This is a genomic window from Sorangium sp. So ce128 (assembly GCF_051525245.1).
GTDB classification, from domain to species: Bacteria; Myxococcota_A; Polyangia; order Polyangiales; family Polyangiaceae; genus Sorangium; species Sorangium cellulosum_B.
Window position 1 is genome coordinate 2,603,849 of record NZ_CP150313.1, and the last position, 17,425, is coordinate 2,621,273.

Here is a 17,425-nt window from a genome sequence, read left to right on the forward strand (position 1 = left end):
CGGCGGAGTTCGCGGTAGGCTCCGGCATGGCGCTGCGCCGTCTCGATGTGGTCCCCGGCGAGTATTACCCGGCGTACGTGGTCTGGGAGCTGACGCTCCGCTGCGATCAGCCCTGCCGGCACTGCGGATCCAGGGCAGGGGCCGCGCGGCCCTCGGAGCTCGGCACCGAGGAGGCGCTGGGCGTGGTGCAGCAGCTCGCGGCGATGGGCGCGCGCGAGGTGGTGCTCATCGGCGGCGAGGCCTACCTGCACGGCGGCTTTCTGGAGATCATCGCGGCGCTCAAGGCCGCGGGCGTGCGGCCGACCATGACGACCGGAGGGCGGGGGATCACGGCGCAGATCTCGGCGCAGATGAAGGAGGCCGGCCTGCACAGCGTCTCGGTCAGCGTCGACGGGCTGGAGCGCGCCCACGACCTCATCCGCAAGGCCCCGGGCAGCCACCGGAGCGCGCTCTCGGCGCTCGGGCACCTCCGGGGCGCGGGGCTGCTCACCGCGGCCAACACCAACCTCAACCGGGTGAACCAGGGCGATCTGGAGGCGCTCTACGACCTGCTCCGGGAGCAGGGGATCACGGCGTGGCAGGTGCAGATCACCGCGGCGCTCGGCCGCGCGGCCGACCGGCCGGCGATGCTGCTCCAGCCCTACGATCTGCTCGACGTGCTCCCGCGCATCGCCGAGCTGAAGCGGCGGGCCTTCCGGGACGGGATCACGGTGATGCCCGGCAACAACCTGGGCTACTTCGGCCCGGCGGAGGCGCTCCTGCGCTCGCTGCGCGAGGGCGGCCGCGACCACTTCCGCGGCTGTCAGGCCGGGAAGCTGGTGCTGGGGATCGAGTCCGACGGCGCGGTGAAGGGCTGCCCGTCGCTCCAGAGCGACGCCTACGTGGGCGGCGACCTGCGCGGGCGCGCGCTCCACGAGATCTGGGACGAGGCGCCGCGCCTCGCGTTCGCGCGGGCGCGCACGGCCGACGACCTCTGGGGCTTCTGCCGGAGCTGCGCTTTCGCGGAGGTGTGCATGGGCGGGTGCACCTTCACGGCGCACGCGCTCTTCGGGCGGCCGGGGAACAACCCGTACTGCCACTTCCGCGCGCGCACGCTGGCCGCGCAGGGCAAGCGCGAGCGCCTCGTGCCCGCCGCGCCGGCCGCGGGGAGGCCGTTCGACAACGGGCTGTTCGAGCTCGTGCTGGAGGATCTCGACGGTCCCGATCCCGGGCGCGATTCCCCGGAGCGGCTGGTCCAGCTCACGCGCAAGCCGCGGCCCTCCAGCTGAGTTTGCTAAGATTCCGAAATGGTCCGACCGGTCACCCGCCGAGCCTTCCTCCACGCCAGCTGTTGCGCTGCAGGGATTGCCGCCGTGGATGGGATCGCCATCGAACCTTCCTGGCTCGATGTCGCCGAGCACGATGTCCCGATCCCCCGGCTCCCGGCCGCGCTTCAGGGGTTTCGGATAGCTCACCTCTCTGACATCCACCTGCGCGCGCTGGGCAGTGTCCACGAGAAGGCCATCGACGCCATCCGCGGGCTGGCGCCTGATCTCGTCGTGCTGACCGGCGACTCGATCGAGGGCGAGGGCTCGCTCGGCGTGCTGGAGGAGTTCTGCCGCAGCCTCGCCGCGCCGGGGCGTGAGGTCCTCGCCACCGTCGGCAACTGGGAACACTGGGGGCACGTCCCCTTGCAAAGGCTGAGCGAGGTGTACGCGCGCGCCGGAGCCAGGCTCCTCGGGAACGAGTCGGTGCTGCTGAAGCGCGGCATCTCCATCGTCGCGACGGACGATTTCTGCAGCGGGAACGCCGACCTGCGAGCCGCCCTGGCGAGCGTGCCGTCCGCTCCGGCTCGGCTCTTTCTCACGCACGCGCCCGGCGTCTTCGATACGCTCCCTCCCGGCGCGCCGCGCTTCGATCTGGGCCTCGCGGGGCATACGCATGGAGGACAGATCCGAGCGCTCGGAACAGCGGTGTGGGTTCCGCCTGGATCGGGCCGATTTCGCTCGGGTATGTACGACACGGCCCATGGCAGGGTGTACGTGAGCCGCGGTGTCGGCACAAGCGTCCTTCCTGTGCGGTTCACCTGTCGGCCAGAGCTCCCCGTGTTCCGGCTGATCGCCGGGTGACGCCCTGCCCGACGACGGATGGCCGGGGGTGAGCCGCCCGGAGGCCGTCAGTCGCGCTTCGGTTCTGCGGAGAGCGCGTCCAGGCGGCACACGACCGACAGAGAGAGCCCCACCTCCAGCAGCGAGATGGGCCGCTGCTCGATGGCCCCCGGCGGCGCGCAGTCCACCAGCAGGAGCGGCGCCGACGCGGCCTGCGCCGCCTCCGCGAACGATCGCGCCCTCCGGAGCCATTGCTCGGTCAGCTGCGCGCGGTGCCCCTCCGGCTCCTTCACCTCGGCCCGAGGCTGCCCGAAGGTGGCCCCGCGCCGCCCGTCCTTCGCCGCCTGTACCGTGGCGCTCACCTCGCGCCTGATCTGCGCCATGGCTGCGGCCAGCCGGCTCCTCGCCCAGAAGTCGAGCTCTGGGGCGAGGCGCACCTCGATCACGCCGTCGACAGCGGCCGATACGGCGTCGCCCTCGCTCTCCGCCTTCTCGGTGAAGACCGTGCTGAACGACGCGCCCAGCATCCTCACCGTGGATGCGCCGCCGGTCGCCTCCTTGAACTGCCGCTCCACGTTCTCCACCGCGGCCTGCGCCGCGGTGAGGGCGCGCTGCGGATCGGCGTCGGTCTCCTGGAGCGCGAAGCCAAGGACGAGCACGTCGGGGCGGACGACCAGATCGGCCTGGACCGAAGCCCGACTGGGCAACGCGGGCGCGGACGGCATGCTGGGCATGCTCGCCGACGTGGAGCCCAGGCTCGTCGCGTAGGAGGGGGAGAGGGCCGCGCCGGGCGCCGCCCCGGATGCGCCCCCGCAGCCGGCCAGGAGGGCGAGGGCGAAAACCGCGGTTCGCATCGGGGGCCGACGCTAACACGCGCATCGAAGCCCAGCAATCGTACGGCCGGGTTGGATCTGCTGTGCACGATCTGGAACGCGTGCCGCCGTGCCATCCGCGACGTCGACGCGGACCTTCGGCACGGGAGGCGTGACGCGAGCGCATGGCGCGTGCGTGCGCCGGGTCATCGACGTGGAGCTTGCCGCCTTTTATCCCACCCGCCCGATCACCGTGGGGCCTTCTGGGCATATAGGACGGCCACTTTCTGACGCCTGCTGCAGGCACCACCAAGGGGTCGCACCCCTGGGATGGAGGATTTTTGTGATGAACAGGGCACGAGCTTCGACCGCCGGCATATTGCTCGCGTTTCTCTTGGTGGGTTGCGGTTCTTCGAGCGGCCCGGAAGAACCCGAGAGCTCGGGTGGCCCGGGTGCGGGTGCGGGCAGTAGCGGGAGCGGAAACGCGAGCGGGAGCGGGAGCGGAAACGCGAGCGGGAGCGGAAACGCGAGCGGGAGCGGAAACGCGAGCGGGAGCGGGACGACAGGCAGCGGCGCGGGGACGGGCGGCTCGACCGGTTCGGACGGTGCGGGCGGCGATCCGGGCGGAGACGGCGGCGGCGGCTCGTCTTCCGGTACCGGCGGCGGTGAGCCCGACGTTGTCGAGCCCACGTTGATCACCTCGGGCGCGAACGAGTACTGGAAGATCGGGACGCCGACGGAGGTGACGAGCGGCAATGCCGACGTGACCGTCGACGACGCGGCAACGCAGCAGCGATGGGATGGCTTCGGCGGCTCGTTCAACGAGATGGGCTGGAACATGCTCTCGATGCTCAGCGAGGCTGAGCGGCAGCGAGCCATCAAGCTTCTCTTCGACAAGAACGAGGGCGCAGGGTTCGCCTACGGGCGCATCCCCATGGGGGCCAGCGACTATGCGATGGACCGCTATAGCCTCAACGAGAAGAAAGATGATTTCACGATGGAGAGCTTCTCCATCGCGCGGGACAAGGAGAAGCTGATCCCGTACATCAAGGCGGCGCTCGCCGTCAGGCCCGGCCTCCACCTCTGGGCCAGCCCCTGGACGCCCCCCACCTGGATGAAGAGCAACGGCGCTTTCGACGGTGGCAAGATGAAGGACGACGCGAACACCCTGAAGGCGCATGCCCTCTACTTCGCGAAGTTCGTGGAGGCGTACGCCGCAGAGGGCATGACCATCGAGGCGGTCCACCCCCAGAACGAGCCGACCTACGAGACGAGGTATCCGAGCTGCGCGTGGACGGGGCAGCTCATGGCCAAGTTCATCGGCACCCACCTGGGGCCGCTGTTCGAAGAGCGCGGGATCAAGGCTCAGATCTTCCTCGGCACGATGTCCAACGACGCGGCAGACCCGGGGATCCTCAGCGCCGTGACCGGCGATGCCACCGCGATGAAGTACGTCAAGGGCTTCGGGCTGCAGTGGAACATGCGGGGCAGCGTGAACGGCTTGAAATCGCGGAACATGCCGATCGTGCAAACCGAGCACCAGTGCGGCAACTACAACTGGAACCCTCCGGGCGTGCCGGCGTTCAACCCGAACACGGCAGCGAACGATCACGCCTACGGGCAGGAGAGCTGGGGGCTCATCCGCGACTGGATCAAGGCGGGGGTGAACTCGTACAACGCCTGGAACATGGTGCTGGACCCGGTGGGGAAGAACATCGACTCGCAGCGGCCGTGGCCCCAGAACGCGCTCCTCAACGTGAAAGCCGACACGAAGGAGCTGGTACTGACCCCTGCCTACTACGTCTTCCGCCACGTCTCGCAGTACGTCGATCCTGGAGCGATGCGCGTCAACACGACCGGCGGCGACGCGCTGGCGTTCAAGAACCCTGACGGCAGCATCGTCACGGTCATCTACAACTCCGGCAGCTCCGCGAAGACGACGACCCTCAGCGTGGCCTCCAAGAAGCTCCAGTTCAGCGTTCCTGCCCGCGGCTGGGCCACCGTCAACTGGAAGTGAGGCGCGCGCGACCCGACCCGGGTCGACCCATCGCGGCCTGAACCTGTCGAGAGCCTCCCGGGAGAGATGAAACCTGAACCGGAGGGTGTCGACGCTCCGGAGCGTCGCCGCGCTCGGCCTTGCGAGCCTCCGGCCCCGGGGCGCTATGATCGCCCTCCATGGACGCCGCTTCCTTCCTCGCCGACATCGAGCCGCTGACCCATTACGACCGTGTCCGCCGCGTGGTGGAGCTGGGCCGCGCCGCCGCGCGCGGCGACGCCGGAGCAAGCGCGCTCCTCGGCGCGCTCAGGAGCAGCGCTCAGCCCTACGAGCGCCTCCTCGCGCTCATGAGCGTCTACGGCTCGGGCGACGGCGCGCGCGTCGTGGCGGCCGTCTCCGACCCGTCCCGCACCGTGCGGCGGCGGGCGTGCCGCATGGTCGCCCGCTTCTGCGACGACACGCAGGCGCTCGCGGCGCTCGGCGCCCTCCTCGAGCGGCGCACCCTCCGGCGCACCGTCGCCCAGCTCGCGCGGCGCAAGCGCCAGGCCGCCGTGGACGCCTTCCTCGGCGCGCGCATGCAGGCGGGGCGCGACCCCCTGATCGTGGATCTGCTCCCGTTCGGCTCCGAGGCGCTCGTGTCGGCGCACCGGCGCGCCATCGACGAGGCGGGCGGCCCGAGCTGCCTCGATCGGCTCGGCGTGAGGCACCCCGCGGCCGCGGCGCGCTGGTTCGGGGAGGCGATCGCCCGCTCCCCGTCCCTCGACGTTCGCCTGCGCTACCGCCTCGCGCCGCTGCTCATCCCGCTCGCCCGGCGCGCGCCCGACGCGGCGCTGCCGCTGATCCAGGCCCTCTTCGAGCGCGGCGAAGAGCCCTCGTTCCTCGCCGGCTCCCTGCACCTCCTGGCCCGATCGCGCCCGGCCGCCACGTTCGACCTCCTCAAGGCGCGCCACGAGAGCGGGCGACCCGCGCGGCCGCCCGGCGCCTTCGCGGTGGTGCGCTTCGACAAAGGCGCGCCCGCCCTCGGCGCCGAGCGCCTCGATTACCTCATCCGCCACGCCTGGGGCGCGCTGAGCGACGGCAAGCAGGGCCCGCGGTGGTTCCTGCGGCTCGGCCACGATGACCAGAAGGCCGTCCTCCGGGCCTTCCTGCTCGGAGGGCGCGGGGGCTTCGGCGCCTTCCTGTTCCGCTACGTGAAGGCCGATTCGGCCGAGGAGCAGGCGATCCGGGAGCGGGCCTTCGAGCGCTGGTCCTGCGCGGCGCAGGCCGCCGACGGCTCGATCGCGCCCGAGGTGCTCGACGCGCTGCCCCGCGACCTGCGCGAGCGCGAGGCGAGGCGGCACCTCTCGAGCTGCCCGTCGCTCGTCTCGAAGCCGGAGCGGCGGATGAGCTACGCGCGCCTGCTGTCCTTCGCCGAGGCCAGGGAGGTGCTCGCGCCGCTCCTCGGGCACCCGGAGGGCGACGAGCGGGCGAAGGCGCAGGCGCTGCTCCTCGCGAGCGTCGTGCACGACCGGGGCGCGCTCGCGGACGCGCTCGCGAACGTGCGCGCCCGCAAGTTCGAGCAGGATCCGGTGCGGCGGGCGATGATCGGCGCCCTCGCCGCGCTGCCCATCGGTCGGTTCGCGCAGGAGCACCTGGAGGCCGTGGGCGCCGTGGCGCAGGACGCGCTCGACGCCGCGGATCTGTCCCACGCCACGGCCTCGGCCGTGGAGCGGCTCGTGGTCCGCCTGTTCCGCATCGACGGGGCGTGGGGGGCGCGCTGGATCGCGAAGATCCTCGCGGTGCGCGGCTCGGTCTCGACCGCGGGGCTAGGGGAGGGGCTGACCCGCGCGGAGGCCGAGCGGCTCAGCCCGGCGCTCGCGCAGCTCGCGGGCGCGTGGTGCACGGGTGAGCGGGCAGGGGCGGTGCTCTCGCTCGCGCAGAGCCTCGGCATCCGCCTCAAGGTGGTCACGCCGCTGCTCGAGGCGCTCGAGCGGCTGTCCCGCGAGCTCCCGTTCGTCGGCGTCGCGGCGGGCGCGCTCGGTCTGCTGCGCGCCCACGACAGGCCGCGGTTCGCGCGGCTCGTGCCCGCGCTGCTGCGCGAGGACAGGAGCTTCGTGCTGATCGGCGCCGTCGCCCGGCACGTGAGCCAGAAGCGCCAGGATCTCCTGGACCCCCTGCTGGACCGTGGGCAGCCCATGACCGGCAGGTTCGCGACGGGCAAGACGCGCTGGGTGCTCGATTTCGGCGGGGGCCACGGCCGCTGGACGGCGAGGCAGCAGGAAAAGTACGCCGCCGGCCTCCGCGCGGTGCTCGGCGACGAGACCAGCGACGTCCCCACGCTGCGGTTCGCGCTCTCCACGCTGGTCCGGCTCGCGTACGTCGACGCGTCGGCGATCACCCCGTTCGCCTCGGATCCGAGGCCGCCCCTTCGCGAGATCGCCATCCGCGGCCTGCCGTGGCTCGACGCCGGCCAGGGCGTCCCCGTCCTGATCGAGTGCCTGGGCGACGATCGCGCGCGCTGGGCGATCTACGCGCTCCGGAAGGCGTTCGCGGAGATGTCCCGGGAGCGGGTGCTCGCCGAGCTCCGGGCGGTGCCGACCACGAAGGTGACCGTGGCCAAGGAGGTCGTGCGCCTGCTCGGCGAGCTGGGCGGCGACGACGCCTACCGCGACCTGCTCCGGCTGGACGCCCCGAAGACCCACCGCGACGTGCGGATCGCGCTGCTCCGGGCGCTCTGGGACCACCTGGACAAGCCCGAGACCTGGGACGTCTTCGGCCGCGCCGCGCGGGATCCCGACTGGATCGTGGCCTCGAAGCTCGCGGACATCCCGCTCGGCAGGCTGTCGACCGAGGCCGAGCGGCGCGTGGTGGACCTGCTCGCCGCGATCCTCGGGCGGGCGGAGCCGGAGGCGCGGCTCGACCTGCTCCGGCGCACCGCGCACCTGCCGCTCCGGGACGAGGCGCGCTCGCTCTTCCTCCGGCTGATCGAGCACATGGCCGCGCCCGCGCCCGAGGAGGCGGCGGAGGCGCTGTCCGCGGCGCTCGCCAGGATGCAGCACGGGGAGGTCGCGACCGTCGTCCAGCGGCTCGCGGAGCTCTCGCCGAGGCGCCGGCACCTCGTGGCGTTCCTGCCCGTGCTCTCGGCGCGGCTCGGCTCGTACGCCGCGAAGCACCACGTCGCCGTCGGGGAGGGGCTGCTCGCCGCGCTCAAGGCGGACGCCCTGGCCGTGCCCCAGTACCTGGGGCTCGCGGCGCGCCTCCTTCCCTGGAAGGCGCTCGGACAGGCGCTCGCCGAGCTCGGCCGGCGGGACCTCCTGCACCACGACGCGATGGTCGCGGCCATGTCGGCGGTGCACGGCTGCGTCCACCCGTCGCAGCTCGAGCAGGAGCTCCGGGGGAGCGCCGATCCGCGGCTGCGCCGGCTCGCGCTGGAGGCGCTCGTGCAGGCGGCGTCGCCGAAGAACGGCTGGACGGCGGACCGGCGCGAGCTGCTGGCAGAGCGCTACCGGAAGGACCCGTCCCCCGCCGTGGCGGGGCCGGCGTCGTTCGTCATGCCGCCGTGAGGCGGAGGGCGGCGGGCGCGCCGTCTGGCAGGGCTCACCTCACGACGACAGCGCAGCCATCGGCGGTGTAAATCACCGCCTCTGCCATGGCGAGATCGGCCGTCGGTTGCGTCGGTTCGATCGGCCGCCGACGAGCCGACTTCTTCTTCGTCGAGCGCACGAACGGCCAGAAGAGCTGCTCGGCCCAGGGCTCGACCGGTGCGCCCTCGGGGAGCCCGAAGCCCTCCTGGCGCGCGTGCGGGATCATGAGCGTGCCATGGATCCAATCGAAGCAAATGAGGGCGGCGCCATAGTTCTTCGTGGCATTGCCGAAGCGGCCCACCCCGTGGTGCACATGGTGCGTGTCGGGCAGCGAGACGATGCGCTCGAGGACCCGCATGGCAGGGCGCGTGAAGCGGCCCTGCTGGAGGTGCAGGTCCCAGCGGAGATCGCTGTGCTCCACCAGCACGATCATCGTCCTGAAGGCCAATGCCACGACATAGACGCCAGGGTGGCCGAGCCAGACGACGAGCGGGGCCATCCACATGCCCGGCAACAGGACATCCCAACTCCAGTTTTCCCGGTACGTGACCGCGATGTTCATGTTGCGCGGCACGTGGTGCGGCTTGTGGATCCGCCAGAGCCAGGGCCACTCATGGCTCTTGCGGTGTACCCAGTAGATCCCGTACTCATCGAGGAGCACGTAGATCGGGAACACCAGCCAGGAGCTCACGCCGGCAAGCGCGCCCTCGGAGCCGGGCCAGAGCGCCCCGAGCGCCCAGGTCACGGCGACGAAGGACGCGCCGCGGATCACGAGGTAGACGCCGACGGACACGAGGCTCGCGCCGAGCTCCCGCATGGTGAGCACGCCTGTGCGGCGATACAGGCCGAGCGCGAGCTCGAGGGCGGCAAAGAGCGCGAGGAAGACGAGGACGAACACCGTGCTGTGGAGCATGAGGGCTCTCCTTTCGAGCGTCGTGGCCTGGCTCAGGCAACCGCAGCGGCGGCGCGAGCCACCGAGCCGCGGTCCAGGAATCTGTCGTGATGCAAGTGCATCGGCGGGATCTCGCCGCGCAGCACGTCGAGCACGGCGTCGATCATCCCGGGCGGCCCGCACACGTAGGCCGCGCAATCGGCGTGGCTCGCGGCGACCTCACGGAGGTGGTCGGTGACGTGCCCCTTCCGCCCTGTCCAGCTCGAGCCTTCGGGCTCGTGCGAGAGCACGGGCATGAAGACGAATCGACCTCGCCATCGCTCCTTGATCGAGGCGATGGCGTCGAGCGCATAGAGATCCTGCCGGGCGCGCGCGCCGACGACCAGCGTCACGTCGCGGGCGAGCCCATCCGAGAGCCCCTGCTCCAGGATCGCCTTGATCGGAGAGAGCCCCGTGCCTCCTGCCACGCAGAGGAGCGGCCGATCGGCCTCGTGATAGCGGAAGCTGCCGTGGGGCCCCGAGAAGCAGAGGCGCGCGCCCGTGCGATCGGCCCCGAAGAGCCAACCGGTGAAGGCGCCGCCCGGCACGTGGCGGATATGAAAGAGCGCCCTGCGCGGCGAGGCCCGATCCGGCGCCTCGGCGAACGAGTAACAGCGCGGCTCGCCGAGCCCCGGGGCGCCGGGAACCGTGAGCTGCGCATACTGCCCGGCCACGTAGCGGACGTCCGCGGCGAGGTCGACCTCGAGCGCGAGGACGCTGGGCGCGAGCCGCGTCACGCGCGCGACGCTCGCGTCGATCTGCACCGGCGCTCGATCCGTCGAGCGCCCGCTGCCCATTCCCGGGATCTCGATCGCCACCTCCTCCGACACGGCGAGGCTCTGGCAGGCGAGGACGAAGCCGGCAGAGATCTCCTCGGGCGCGACGTGGCGCGAGATATCGCTCTTGAGGCGGATATGCCCCTTGATGAGGCGGCACTTGCACGTGCCGCACTCGCCCACGCTGCACATGTGTGGAAACGGGATGTTCCCGCGCACGGCTGCGCTGAGCAGCGTTTCTCCGGCCTCGATACGGACCGCGCGATCGCTGCCCAGGAGTTGGAGGGTCCCGGCTCGACTCCTCGTCCGGCCGCCGAATGAGATGGCTTTCACGATGTCATGGCTCCCTGTTGCACGTGGCTTCATGGAGGCGGCCCCCGAAAAGCCCAATCAGGAAATGGTATGAGGCAGATTGCTGGCGTGAATATTCCTCCGAATCCATGGCCGCCCGCCTCTTTTCGGGCCGAGCCCGCCCGCATGGGACGTCTCAGATGCGACTGCAGAGCTCGATGAGGGATCGCCGGAGCCACTCGTGGGCCGGGTCGCCGTCCTGACAGGCATGCCACATCATGAACAGCGGGATCGGCTGGATGGGGAGCGGACAGCTCACCACCCGCACGGGGAAGTGCTGCTCGAACAGCCGCGCCAGGGGGAGCGGCACCGTGCAGACGAGGTTCGACTGCGAGACGATGAACGGCATCGAGAGATAGCGCGGGACCTGCACCCGCACGCGCCGCGATCGCCCAACGACGGCCTGAATTTGCTCTGCCAGGTTGGTCTGGCCCTCGCGCGGCTCGATGATCACGTGCTCGAGCGCCATGTACTCGTCGAGGGTCAGCGAGGGTCCCACGGTCGGATGATCCTGGCGCACCAGCGCGACGAACTCGAGGTCGAGCACGCGCGTTCGCCGGAACTCCTCGCCCGGGATGGCGATGTGATCCAGGACGAGCTCGATCTTGCCGAGCCGCATCTCGTTTTGCAGGGAGGTCCCGGGCTCGCGACAGAAATCGAGCCGGACGCGGGCGCCGAGCTGCTCGAGCCACTGCAGAAAACGAGGCAAGAGGAGGGCCTCCCCGATGTCGCTGATCCCCAGCCTGAAGGTACGGCTCGCCGTGCAATCGAAGGCGCCCGTGTGGGCGAGTGATGCCTGGATCAGGTCGAGCGCCTTGCGGATCGGGCCGACGAGCGCGAGGGCGCGCGGCGTCGGGGCCATCTCCTTGCCGCGGCGCACGATGAGATCGTCGTTGAACAGCAGGCGCAGCCGGTTCAGCGCGCTGCTCACGGCCGGCTGGGTCATGCCGAGGCGCTCGGCCGCCCGCGTCACGTTGCGCTCGGTGAGCACGGCGTCCAGCACGGTGAGCAGGTTCAGGTCCACGGCGCGCAGGCGAGGCAGCGGCGGTGCGTTCATGCGGGGAGGGTAGCGCTGCCCCGAGAGGCACCCGCCGCTGGGGGCCCGAGCGGCGTGCGCGTACGGTCCATGGAGGAGATCCCCGAGACCTCATGGGCACCGGGAGGTGGCGGCCGGCGCCTACGGTGGCCCGGGCGCGGCCTCGATGCCGCCCTGCCCGACGCCCGGGGGCGGCGGCATCGCCGCGGCCACCAGGGCCACGCGCGCCCCGCGCGAGAGACCGAGGGTCACCCGGGTCCCTGCGGGCACGCGGAGCAGGGACCCGACCAGATACCCCAGCTTGCCGGTGACATCGTGGCCGTCCACCGCGACGATCACGTCTCCCACCTGCAGGCCCGCCGCCGCGGCCGGACCGTCGCGGCGCACCTCGACCACCTTGTGCGGCCGCATGGCCACATCCATCGGCGACTGGGGCGGCTCGACCGTGAACCCGAGATCGCCGGGAGGCTCGTCCTGCCTCACCCGGCGCTTCGCCATGAACAACCGCCCGACGTCGGTCTCCGCGCCCGGCTGCACATCGACCGGGATCATCGCCGCGTCGAACGCCGAGCTCATCGGATCCGCGGGCATGAGCATGAGCACGAGGGGACCTCTGGGCACGCGGTCGAGGTGAAAATGACCCGCTCCGTCCGTGACCTCGTGCTGCTGCACCGGCGAGGGCGCCATTCCGCCGGCGCGCGGGTACGCGTGCACGGTCACCCCGGCCATGGGCGCGCCGTCCTCCAGGGACACCACCTGACCCCGGAGGGCGACGCGCCCGGCGAGCGTGAGCACCACCCCGCTCCGCTGCTCCCCCTGCGCGAGCGTCACCTCCCCCGTGGCCGTCCCCTCCGGGGCGTCGGCTGCGAGTTCGTACTCGCCCGCCGGCAGGTCGCTCATCGTCCAGGCCCCGTCCGTGAACGCGAAGGACTCGTTCCGGAAGAACGGCGCTTCGCGGCCCGTGACGCGGATCGTGAACTGATCGGGCGGCGCGCCGCCGGGGCTGGAGACGGCGCCGGAGACGGTGCCTGTCTCCTGGATCGTGAGCGTCACGGTGCCGCCGATCTCGACGTGCTCGACGGCGGCGCGGCCCCCTCCGCGGCGCTGCGCCTGGACCGTGTACGTGCCCCGGCCCAGGTTCCCGATCACGAACTCCCCGTCGGGATCGGTGAGCACCGGCGCGTGGGGCCCCATGCTCTCCGGCGGCGGGGGCGGAGGGGCCGGGGCGCCCGGCTCGCCCGCGCCCTCGGGCTCCCGCTGGACATTGACGAACGCGTCCGCCACCGGCCTGCTGCTCCCGTCGACGACGCGCCCGTGGATCTCGCCGTTCTGGCGCTCCACGACAAGGCTCACGCGCGCGGCCGCCCCTGACTTCACGGTGACCGCGACCCCGGGGTCGTCGCCGCCGGCCTGACCAGGCGCCCTCATGGGCATACCCCCCTGCATGGCCCAGATCCGGTACGCGCCCGGCGCGACCCCCTTGATCACGAATGTCCCGTCCGCGAGGGACTTTCTCGGAGGGCCGCCCCACCCGGGCTGCTGCGCGCTCAGCATGACGTCCGCGCCTGCAACGGGGCGGCGGTCCTCGTCGGTCACGGTGCCCTCGACGCTGCCCCCGCCATCCATCACGAGGGTGATCTCGGGAGCGCGCTCATCGACGAGCTCGACCATCACCGGTTCGGGCGGAATGTGATCGTTCGAGTGCGCCATGACCCTGTGCTTGCCAGGGAGGAGCCCCCGGAGCACGAAGCGGCCGTCGTCATCGCTCTGCCCGACGGGGCCGGGCTGCATCGGCTGCATTCCCCCCATGTCGGTCGGGCTCGCGTGGACCATGGCGCGCACAGGCTTGTCCTCGCGGTCCACCACCCGGCCGCGGAGCGACAGCCCGGCGCGGACGGTCCACACGAGTCCCTCGACGTCCGCCTCGCCGACCTCCACGGCGGGGTAGGCCGGCTCCGACGCGTGATCCTGGCAGAGCACCATCACCTGGTACGAGCCGGGCAGCACCCCCTCGAAGCGCGCCGAACCGTCGGCCCCGAGGACCGTCGGGAGCCAGCCGCTCCCTTCGTGAAACAGGGTGACGGAGCCGCTCGCGCAGGGCCCGCCCCCGGGCGCGACCTCCACGCGGCCGGCCACGCTGCTGGCGGGGTGCATCTCGATCACCACCTCGCTCGCGGTCTGGCCGATCCCGAGCACCACGCTCGCGCGCGCCTGGCCATAGCCGCCCGCGGCGCGCGCCGTGGGCTTGTACCGCCCGGGCGGCAGGCCCGGGATGCGGAAGCGCCCCTCCGCATCGCTCGACACGGGTTTCACCTCCCCGGGGCCCCACCTCTGCGCCATCCCGGGACGGATCGTCGCGCCGGCGATCGGCGCGCCCGAGCCCGCCTCGACGACCCGCCCCTCGATCACCGAGCCGGGCGTCATCAAGATCTCGAGCGGCGGCCCCGGCGCCATGCCGTGCTGCGACCCCTCGGCGTACCCGTCAGCGGTGGCGCGCGCCAGGCAGTATCCCTCCTCGGTCCACGCGGAGAAGGAGCCCTCTGCGTCGGAGCGGGTCACCGCGGCGCCCTGGTGCGACCCCAGGAAGCCATGAATCATGACGAGCGCCCCGGCGATGGGCCCGCCGCTGACGTCCTTGACGTGGCCCCGGACCTCGACGCCGCCGCGGACGAGCGTCAGATCGACGCCGGTGCGCGCCTCTCCCTGGCGGAGATCGAGCCAGCGGGCGCGGTCCGGGGCAGGGGAGGTGTAGCTCGCCGGGCGGTGGCCCGGCGCCGAGGCGAAGATCGTCCAGCGCGCGGGGGAGAGATCCGCGATCTGGTAGCGGCCGTCCTCTCCTGCGGGCGCGCACGTCGGCTCGCCCAGATCGAACGGCGTCAGGCCGCTCGCTCCGCCGCTCGCGCTGGCGCACACAAGCGCTCCGGCGACGGGCGAGCCGGCCGCATTGGCGACCCGCCCCGCGATGCTCCCGAGCGTCGGGGGCGGCGCGTCCCTCGCGCGGAGGCGCCGCGCTCCCCGCGTCGAGGCGGCGCTCGCCGGAGGCGCGGGGCCGTCCGCCGGCGCCCCTCCGGCGCGGAGCCACAACAAGAGGCCCAGGATCCCCGCCGCCGCCAGCCCGAGCACGACAAGGATAAGCCACCGTCTCGCTTCCGCTCTCTTCATGGCCTGACAGCCCCTCCTTCGTGCATGGCCCCCTGCCGCAGGGATCACTAATCCATCGCGCGCACGCGCGGCGGGGGCTCGTCCTGGGGAGCAGGATGACGGCGCGTTCCCACGGCGGGGCGCGGGGGCTTGCCCTGTCGCCTCATCGAGGGCGAATCGAGCGCCTCGACCCGCCCCGGGACCCCCATCGGCGTTAACCAAGCCGCGCCGCGTTCTCCTACATCCGAACGTTTACGTGGTCGTAGTCGTGGTCGTGGTCGTGGTCGTGGTCGTGGTCGTCAACGATAGGCCGTGAACGACCACGACCACGACCACGACTACGACCACGTAAACGTTCACGTTTACGTTTACGTTCACGTTGGTGATCGATGGTGGGAAGGAGAGGGGCGGGCTTCGTGCCCTGAGCGAGACGAACGAGCTTAGTTAACGCCTATGCCCCTGAACCGCCGACACTCCTCCCGAATGCGGGGAGCGACCGCGCCCCCATCACTGACAGGCGGTCCCGTCGGCCAGCGCGAGGCACTCGTCCGGGTTCTCGAACGCGCGGCTCACGTGGAGCAGCCGGCAAGAGACCGTGTCGCCGCCCTCGGCGCTCGCCACGGAGTAGTGGGAATCATGGGCGGCTCCCGTCATCGTGCTGCACTCGTCCTGGCACGCCGCGCCCCAGCCATCGTACGCCTCGCCGAGGGCCTCCTTGCAGGCCGCCTCGAACAGCGTGCAGTACGACACGCAGTTGCCCGTCGTGCCCGAGCCCGGCTCCTCGACCCCGCAATGGCCGTCTCCGCCCGGCCCCGCGTGCGGGCAGTGGGTGGTCGGCGCCAGCATCGCGCTGTAAGCGTGGTACTTGCGGCAGCCCACGGTGTTCTCGGTCCGGTCCTCCGTCGCGCCGGGAGGGAGCGCCGCGCAGACCGAGAGGCATTGCGCTCTCGACTCGTACACGGCCAGATCGCCCGTGCACGACGTCATGACCACCTGGCAGAAGTCCTCGCAGCTCGGCTCGGTCCCTTCCGGATCGCCGCAGGGCTGCACCGGCGTCAGGCTCGCGTGCGGGCAGTGCTCCTCGGGGTCCACCGTCGCGGAGCTCACGTGCACGAGGCGGCACTGCAGCGTGTCGCCGTCGTGGTTCTCGATGACGTCGAACTTGTCCACGTCCTTGAGCCCCGCGCACATGGCGACGCACTCCTCCTCGGTGGCGACCTCGAGCGTGCACGCCGCGGCCCGCAGCGCGCAGTAGCTCTCGCAGTTGCTCCCGCACTCGCCGCCGCCGCCCGGGCCCGCCGCCGGGCAGTGCACCCCGACCTCGCCGGTGGCGCCCGCCAGCTCCGCCTGGCGGGCGCGGCAGGCGACCGTGTTGTCCACGGGCTCCAGGGGATCGCCAGCCGGGAGCAGCGCGCACACGCCCTGGCACGTCGCCAGCGTGGCATAGACCTGGTGCTCTCCCGTGCAGTTCGCCATCACGTCGGCGCAGTACGACGCGCATTGCTCGCTCACGGGCGCCTGCCCGCCCCCGGTCTCCGTGCTGCCCGGGTCGAAGGTGCGGTCCTCGATGCCGGCGATGGCCTGGCAGCCGAGCCACGCGAGGCTCGAGAGCGGGGCGAGCAGGGCGAGCGACAGGAGCCCTGTCATGCGTCTCATTCGAACGTACCTCCCACGCGCAACCCGACGTTGCGCGCGTCCACGAACGCCCCCACCTGGACGGGCGGGGCCTGCCTCGGCGCGACGACGAACACGAGGACGGCGCCGCCGATCGCCGCCGCCGCCCCGAGCCCGAACGCGACGTTCGACACGGTGGCGGCGCTCTTGGCCTCCTCGGTCAGCGTGACGCCGCGCTCGTCCTCACACGTGCTGCCGCCCTTGCAGTAGCCCTCCGCATCGCTGTTCTTCGAGATGGCCTTCACGCCGAAGAACGTCCCGACGCCGAGCCCCACGACGCCCGCGCCGCCCACGACGAGGCCAATCAAGCGCGCCGTGTTGCCCCCGGACGCCGCGGGCGCCGGCGCCGGCGCAGGGGCGCCGCGCGCCGGCGCAGGGCCCGCCGCCTCGGGAGGCGGCGCATCGCGGGGCGCAGGCGGCGGCCCCTCGAGCCGCTTGAGCGCCGGGACATCGACGCTCGCGGGGCCCTTCTTGTCGCCCCCGAGCTTCACGGTCGCCGTCCAGGTCTCGTGGCCCGGGGCGCTCGCCTCGATCGCGATCTCGCCCGGATCCACGGGGATCGCGACGCCGAAGACCGCAGGATCGAGCGCCTTTCCGGCGGAGCGCACCTTGAAGCCCTCGATCGCGAGGTTCTCCGCCGCGACGCCGATGCTCAGCTTCGACAGGCCCGGCTCCAGCCGGGCCGCCCTCGCCTGCGCCTTGCGGGCGCGGTCGGCCTGCCCCGCGGCCTGCGACTCCGACCCGGCCTGCCGGAACGTGGCCCAGGCGCTCGCCGTGCGGCCGGTGTTCTCGTAACACTCGGCCAGGTAGAGGAGCGTGCCGATGCCCGGATCGATGCGCTGGCTCTGCTCCAGCCTCGGGCACGCCTCCGTGCTGCGCCCCTGCTTCATCAGGTCGAGCGCCGCGTCGAAGAGCGCCTCCGCCGTCGCCTTGTCGGCGGCGCTCGGCTCCGCCCGCGCGGGGAGCCCCCCGGAGATCAACGCCGCGCACAGACCCAGGCCGACGCAGTGTGCGATGCTTCGCTGACGACGTTTCGTACGCCTCATACGTCCCGTGTT

12 protein-coding genes are annotated in these 17,425 nt (G+C 72.1%); 4 read left to right on the top strand and 8 right to left on the bottom strand.

The annotated features are described in order from the left end of the window. Positions 1-26: 26 nt before the first annotated feature. The gene (locus WME82_RS10170) at positions 27-1,268 is read left to right on the top strand and encodes a radical SAM protein (RefSeq protein ID WP_438042652.1); all 1,242 of its coding nucleotides are present in this window, start codon (positions 27-29) and stop codon (positions 1,266-1,268) included. 84 nt (positions 1,269-1,352) lie between these two features. Continuing rightward, a complete protein-coding gene (locus tag WME82_RS10175) occupies positions 1,353-2,108 on the top strand; it encodes a metallophosphoesterase (protein ID WP_438042653.1) in 756 nt (251 codons plus the stop codon). Between the two features lie 47 nt (positions 2,109-2,155). On the opposite strand, the gene WME82_RS10180 is transcribed toward WME82_RS10175, so the two are convergent. After that, positions 2,156-2,941 carry a hypothetical protein gene (locus tag WME82_RS10180; RefSeq protein ID WP_438042654.1) on the bottom strand — a complete coding sequence of 262 codons (786 nt, stop codon included), beginning with the start codon at positions 2,939-2,941 and terminating at the stop codon, positions 2,156-2,158. 649 nt (positions 2,942-3,590) lie between these two features. On the opposite strand from WME82_RS10180, the gene WME82_RS10185 reads away from it, so the two are divergent. Beyond that, positions 3,591-4,916, top strand: a complete 1,326-nt coding sequence (locus WME82_RS10185; RefSeq protein ID WP_438042655.1) for a glycoside hydrolase family 30 protein — start codon at positions 3,591-3,593, stop codon at positions 4,914-4,916. Between the two features lie 158 nt (positions 4,917-5,074). Further along, positions 5,075-8,437 (top strand): hypothetical protein, encoded by a 3,363-nt coding sequence (locus tag WME82_RS10190; RefSeq protein ID WP_438042656.1) that lies wholly within the window; start codon positions 5,075-5,077, stop codon positions 8,435-8,437. Positions 8,438-8,471: 34 nt separating this feature from the next. Here WME82_RS10190 and WME82_RS10195 read toward each other — a convergent pair whose 3' ends face one another. From WME82_RS10195 to WME82_RS10225, 7 genes are all read right to left on the bottom strand, one after another. Beyond that, a complete protein-coding gene (locus WME82_RS10195) occupies positions 8,472-9,371 on the bottom strand; it encodes a sterol desaturase family protein (RefSeq protein WP_438042657.1) in 900 nt (299 codons plus the stop codon). Between the two features lie 32 nt (positions 9,372-9,403). Further along, on the bottom strand, positions 9,404-10,498 hold the full coding sequence (locus WME82_RS10200) for a 2Fe-2S iron-sulfur cluster-binding protein (protein ID WP_438042658.1): 1,095 nt from the start codon (positions 10,496-10,498) through the stop codon (positions 9,404-9,406). Positions 10,499-10,652: 154 nt separating this feature from the next. Further along, a complete protein-coding gene (locus tag WME82_RS10205; RefSeq protein ID WP_438042659.1) occupies positions 10,653-11,573 on the bottom strand; it encodes a LysR family transcriptional regulator in 921 nt (306 codons plus the stop codon). A gap of 120 nt (positions 11,574-11,693) precedes the next feature. Beyond that, on the bottom strand, positions 11,694-14,714 hold the full coding sequence (locus WME82_RS10210; protein WP_438042660.1) for a carboxypeptidase regulatory-like domain-containing protein: 3,021 nt from the start codon (positions 14,712-14,714) through the stop codon (positions 11,694-11,696). Between the two features lie 231 nt (positions 14,715-14,945). Next, positions 14,946-15,071 carry a hypothetical protein gene (locus WME82_RS10215; protein WP_438042661.1) on the bottom strand — a complete coding sequence of 42 codons (126 nt, stop codon included), beginning with the start codon at positions 15,069-15,071 and terminating at the stop codon, positions 14,946-14,948. A gap of 129 nt (positions 15,072-15,200) precedes the next feature. After that, positions 15,201-16,349 carry a hypothetical protein gene (locus tag WME82_RS10220; protein WP_438042662.1) on the bottom strand — a complete coding sequence of 383 codons (1,149 nt, stop codon included), beginning with the start codon at positions 16,347-16,349 and terminating at the stop codon, positions 15,201-15,203. Continuing rightward, positions 16,346-17,413, bottom strand: coding sequence for a hypothetical protein (locus WME82_RS10225; RefSeq protein WP_438042663.1), 1,068 nt, complete (start codon positions 17,411-17,413; stop codon positions 16,346-16,348). Before WME82_RS10225 ends, WME82_RS10220 begins: the two co-directional genes overlap by 4 nt. Between the last annotated feature and the right edge of the window lie 12 nt (positions 17,414-17,425).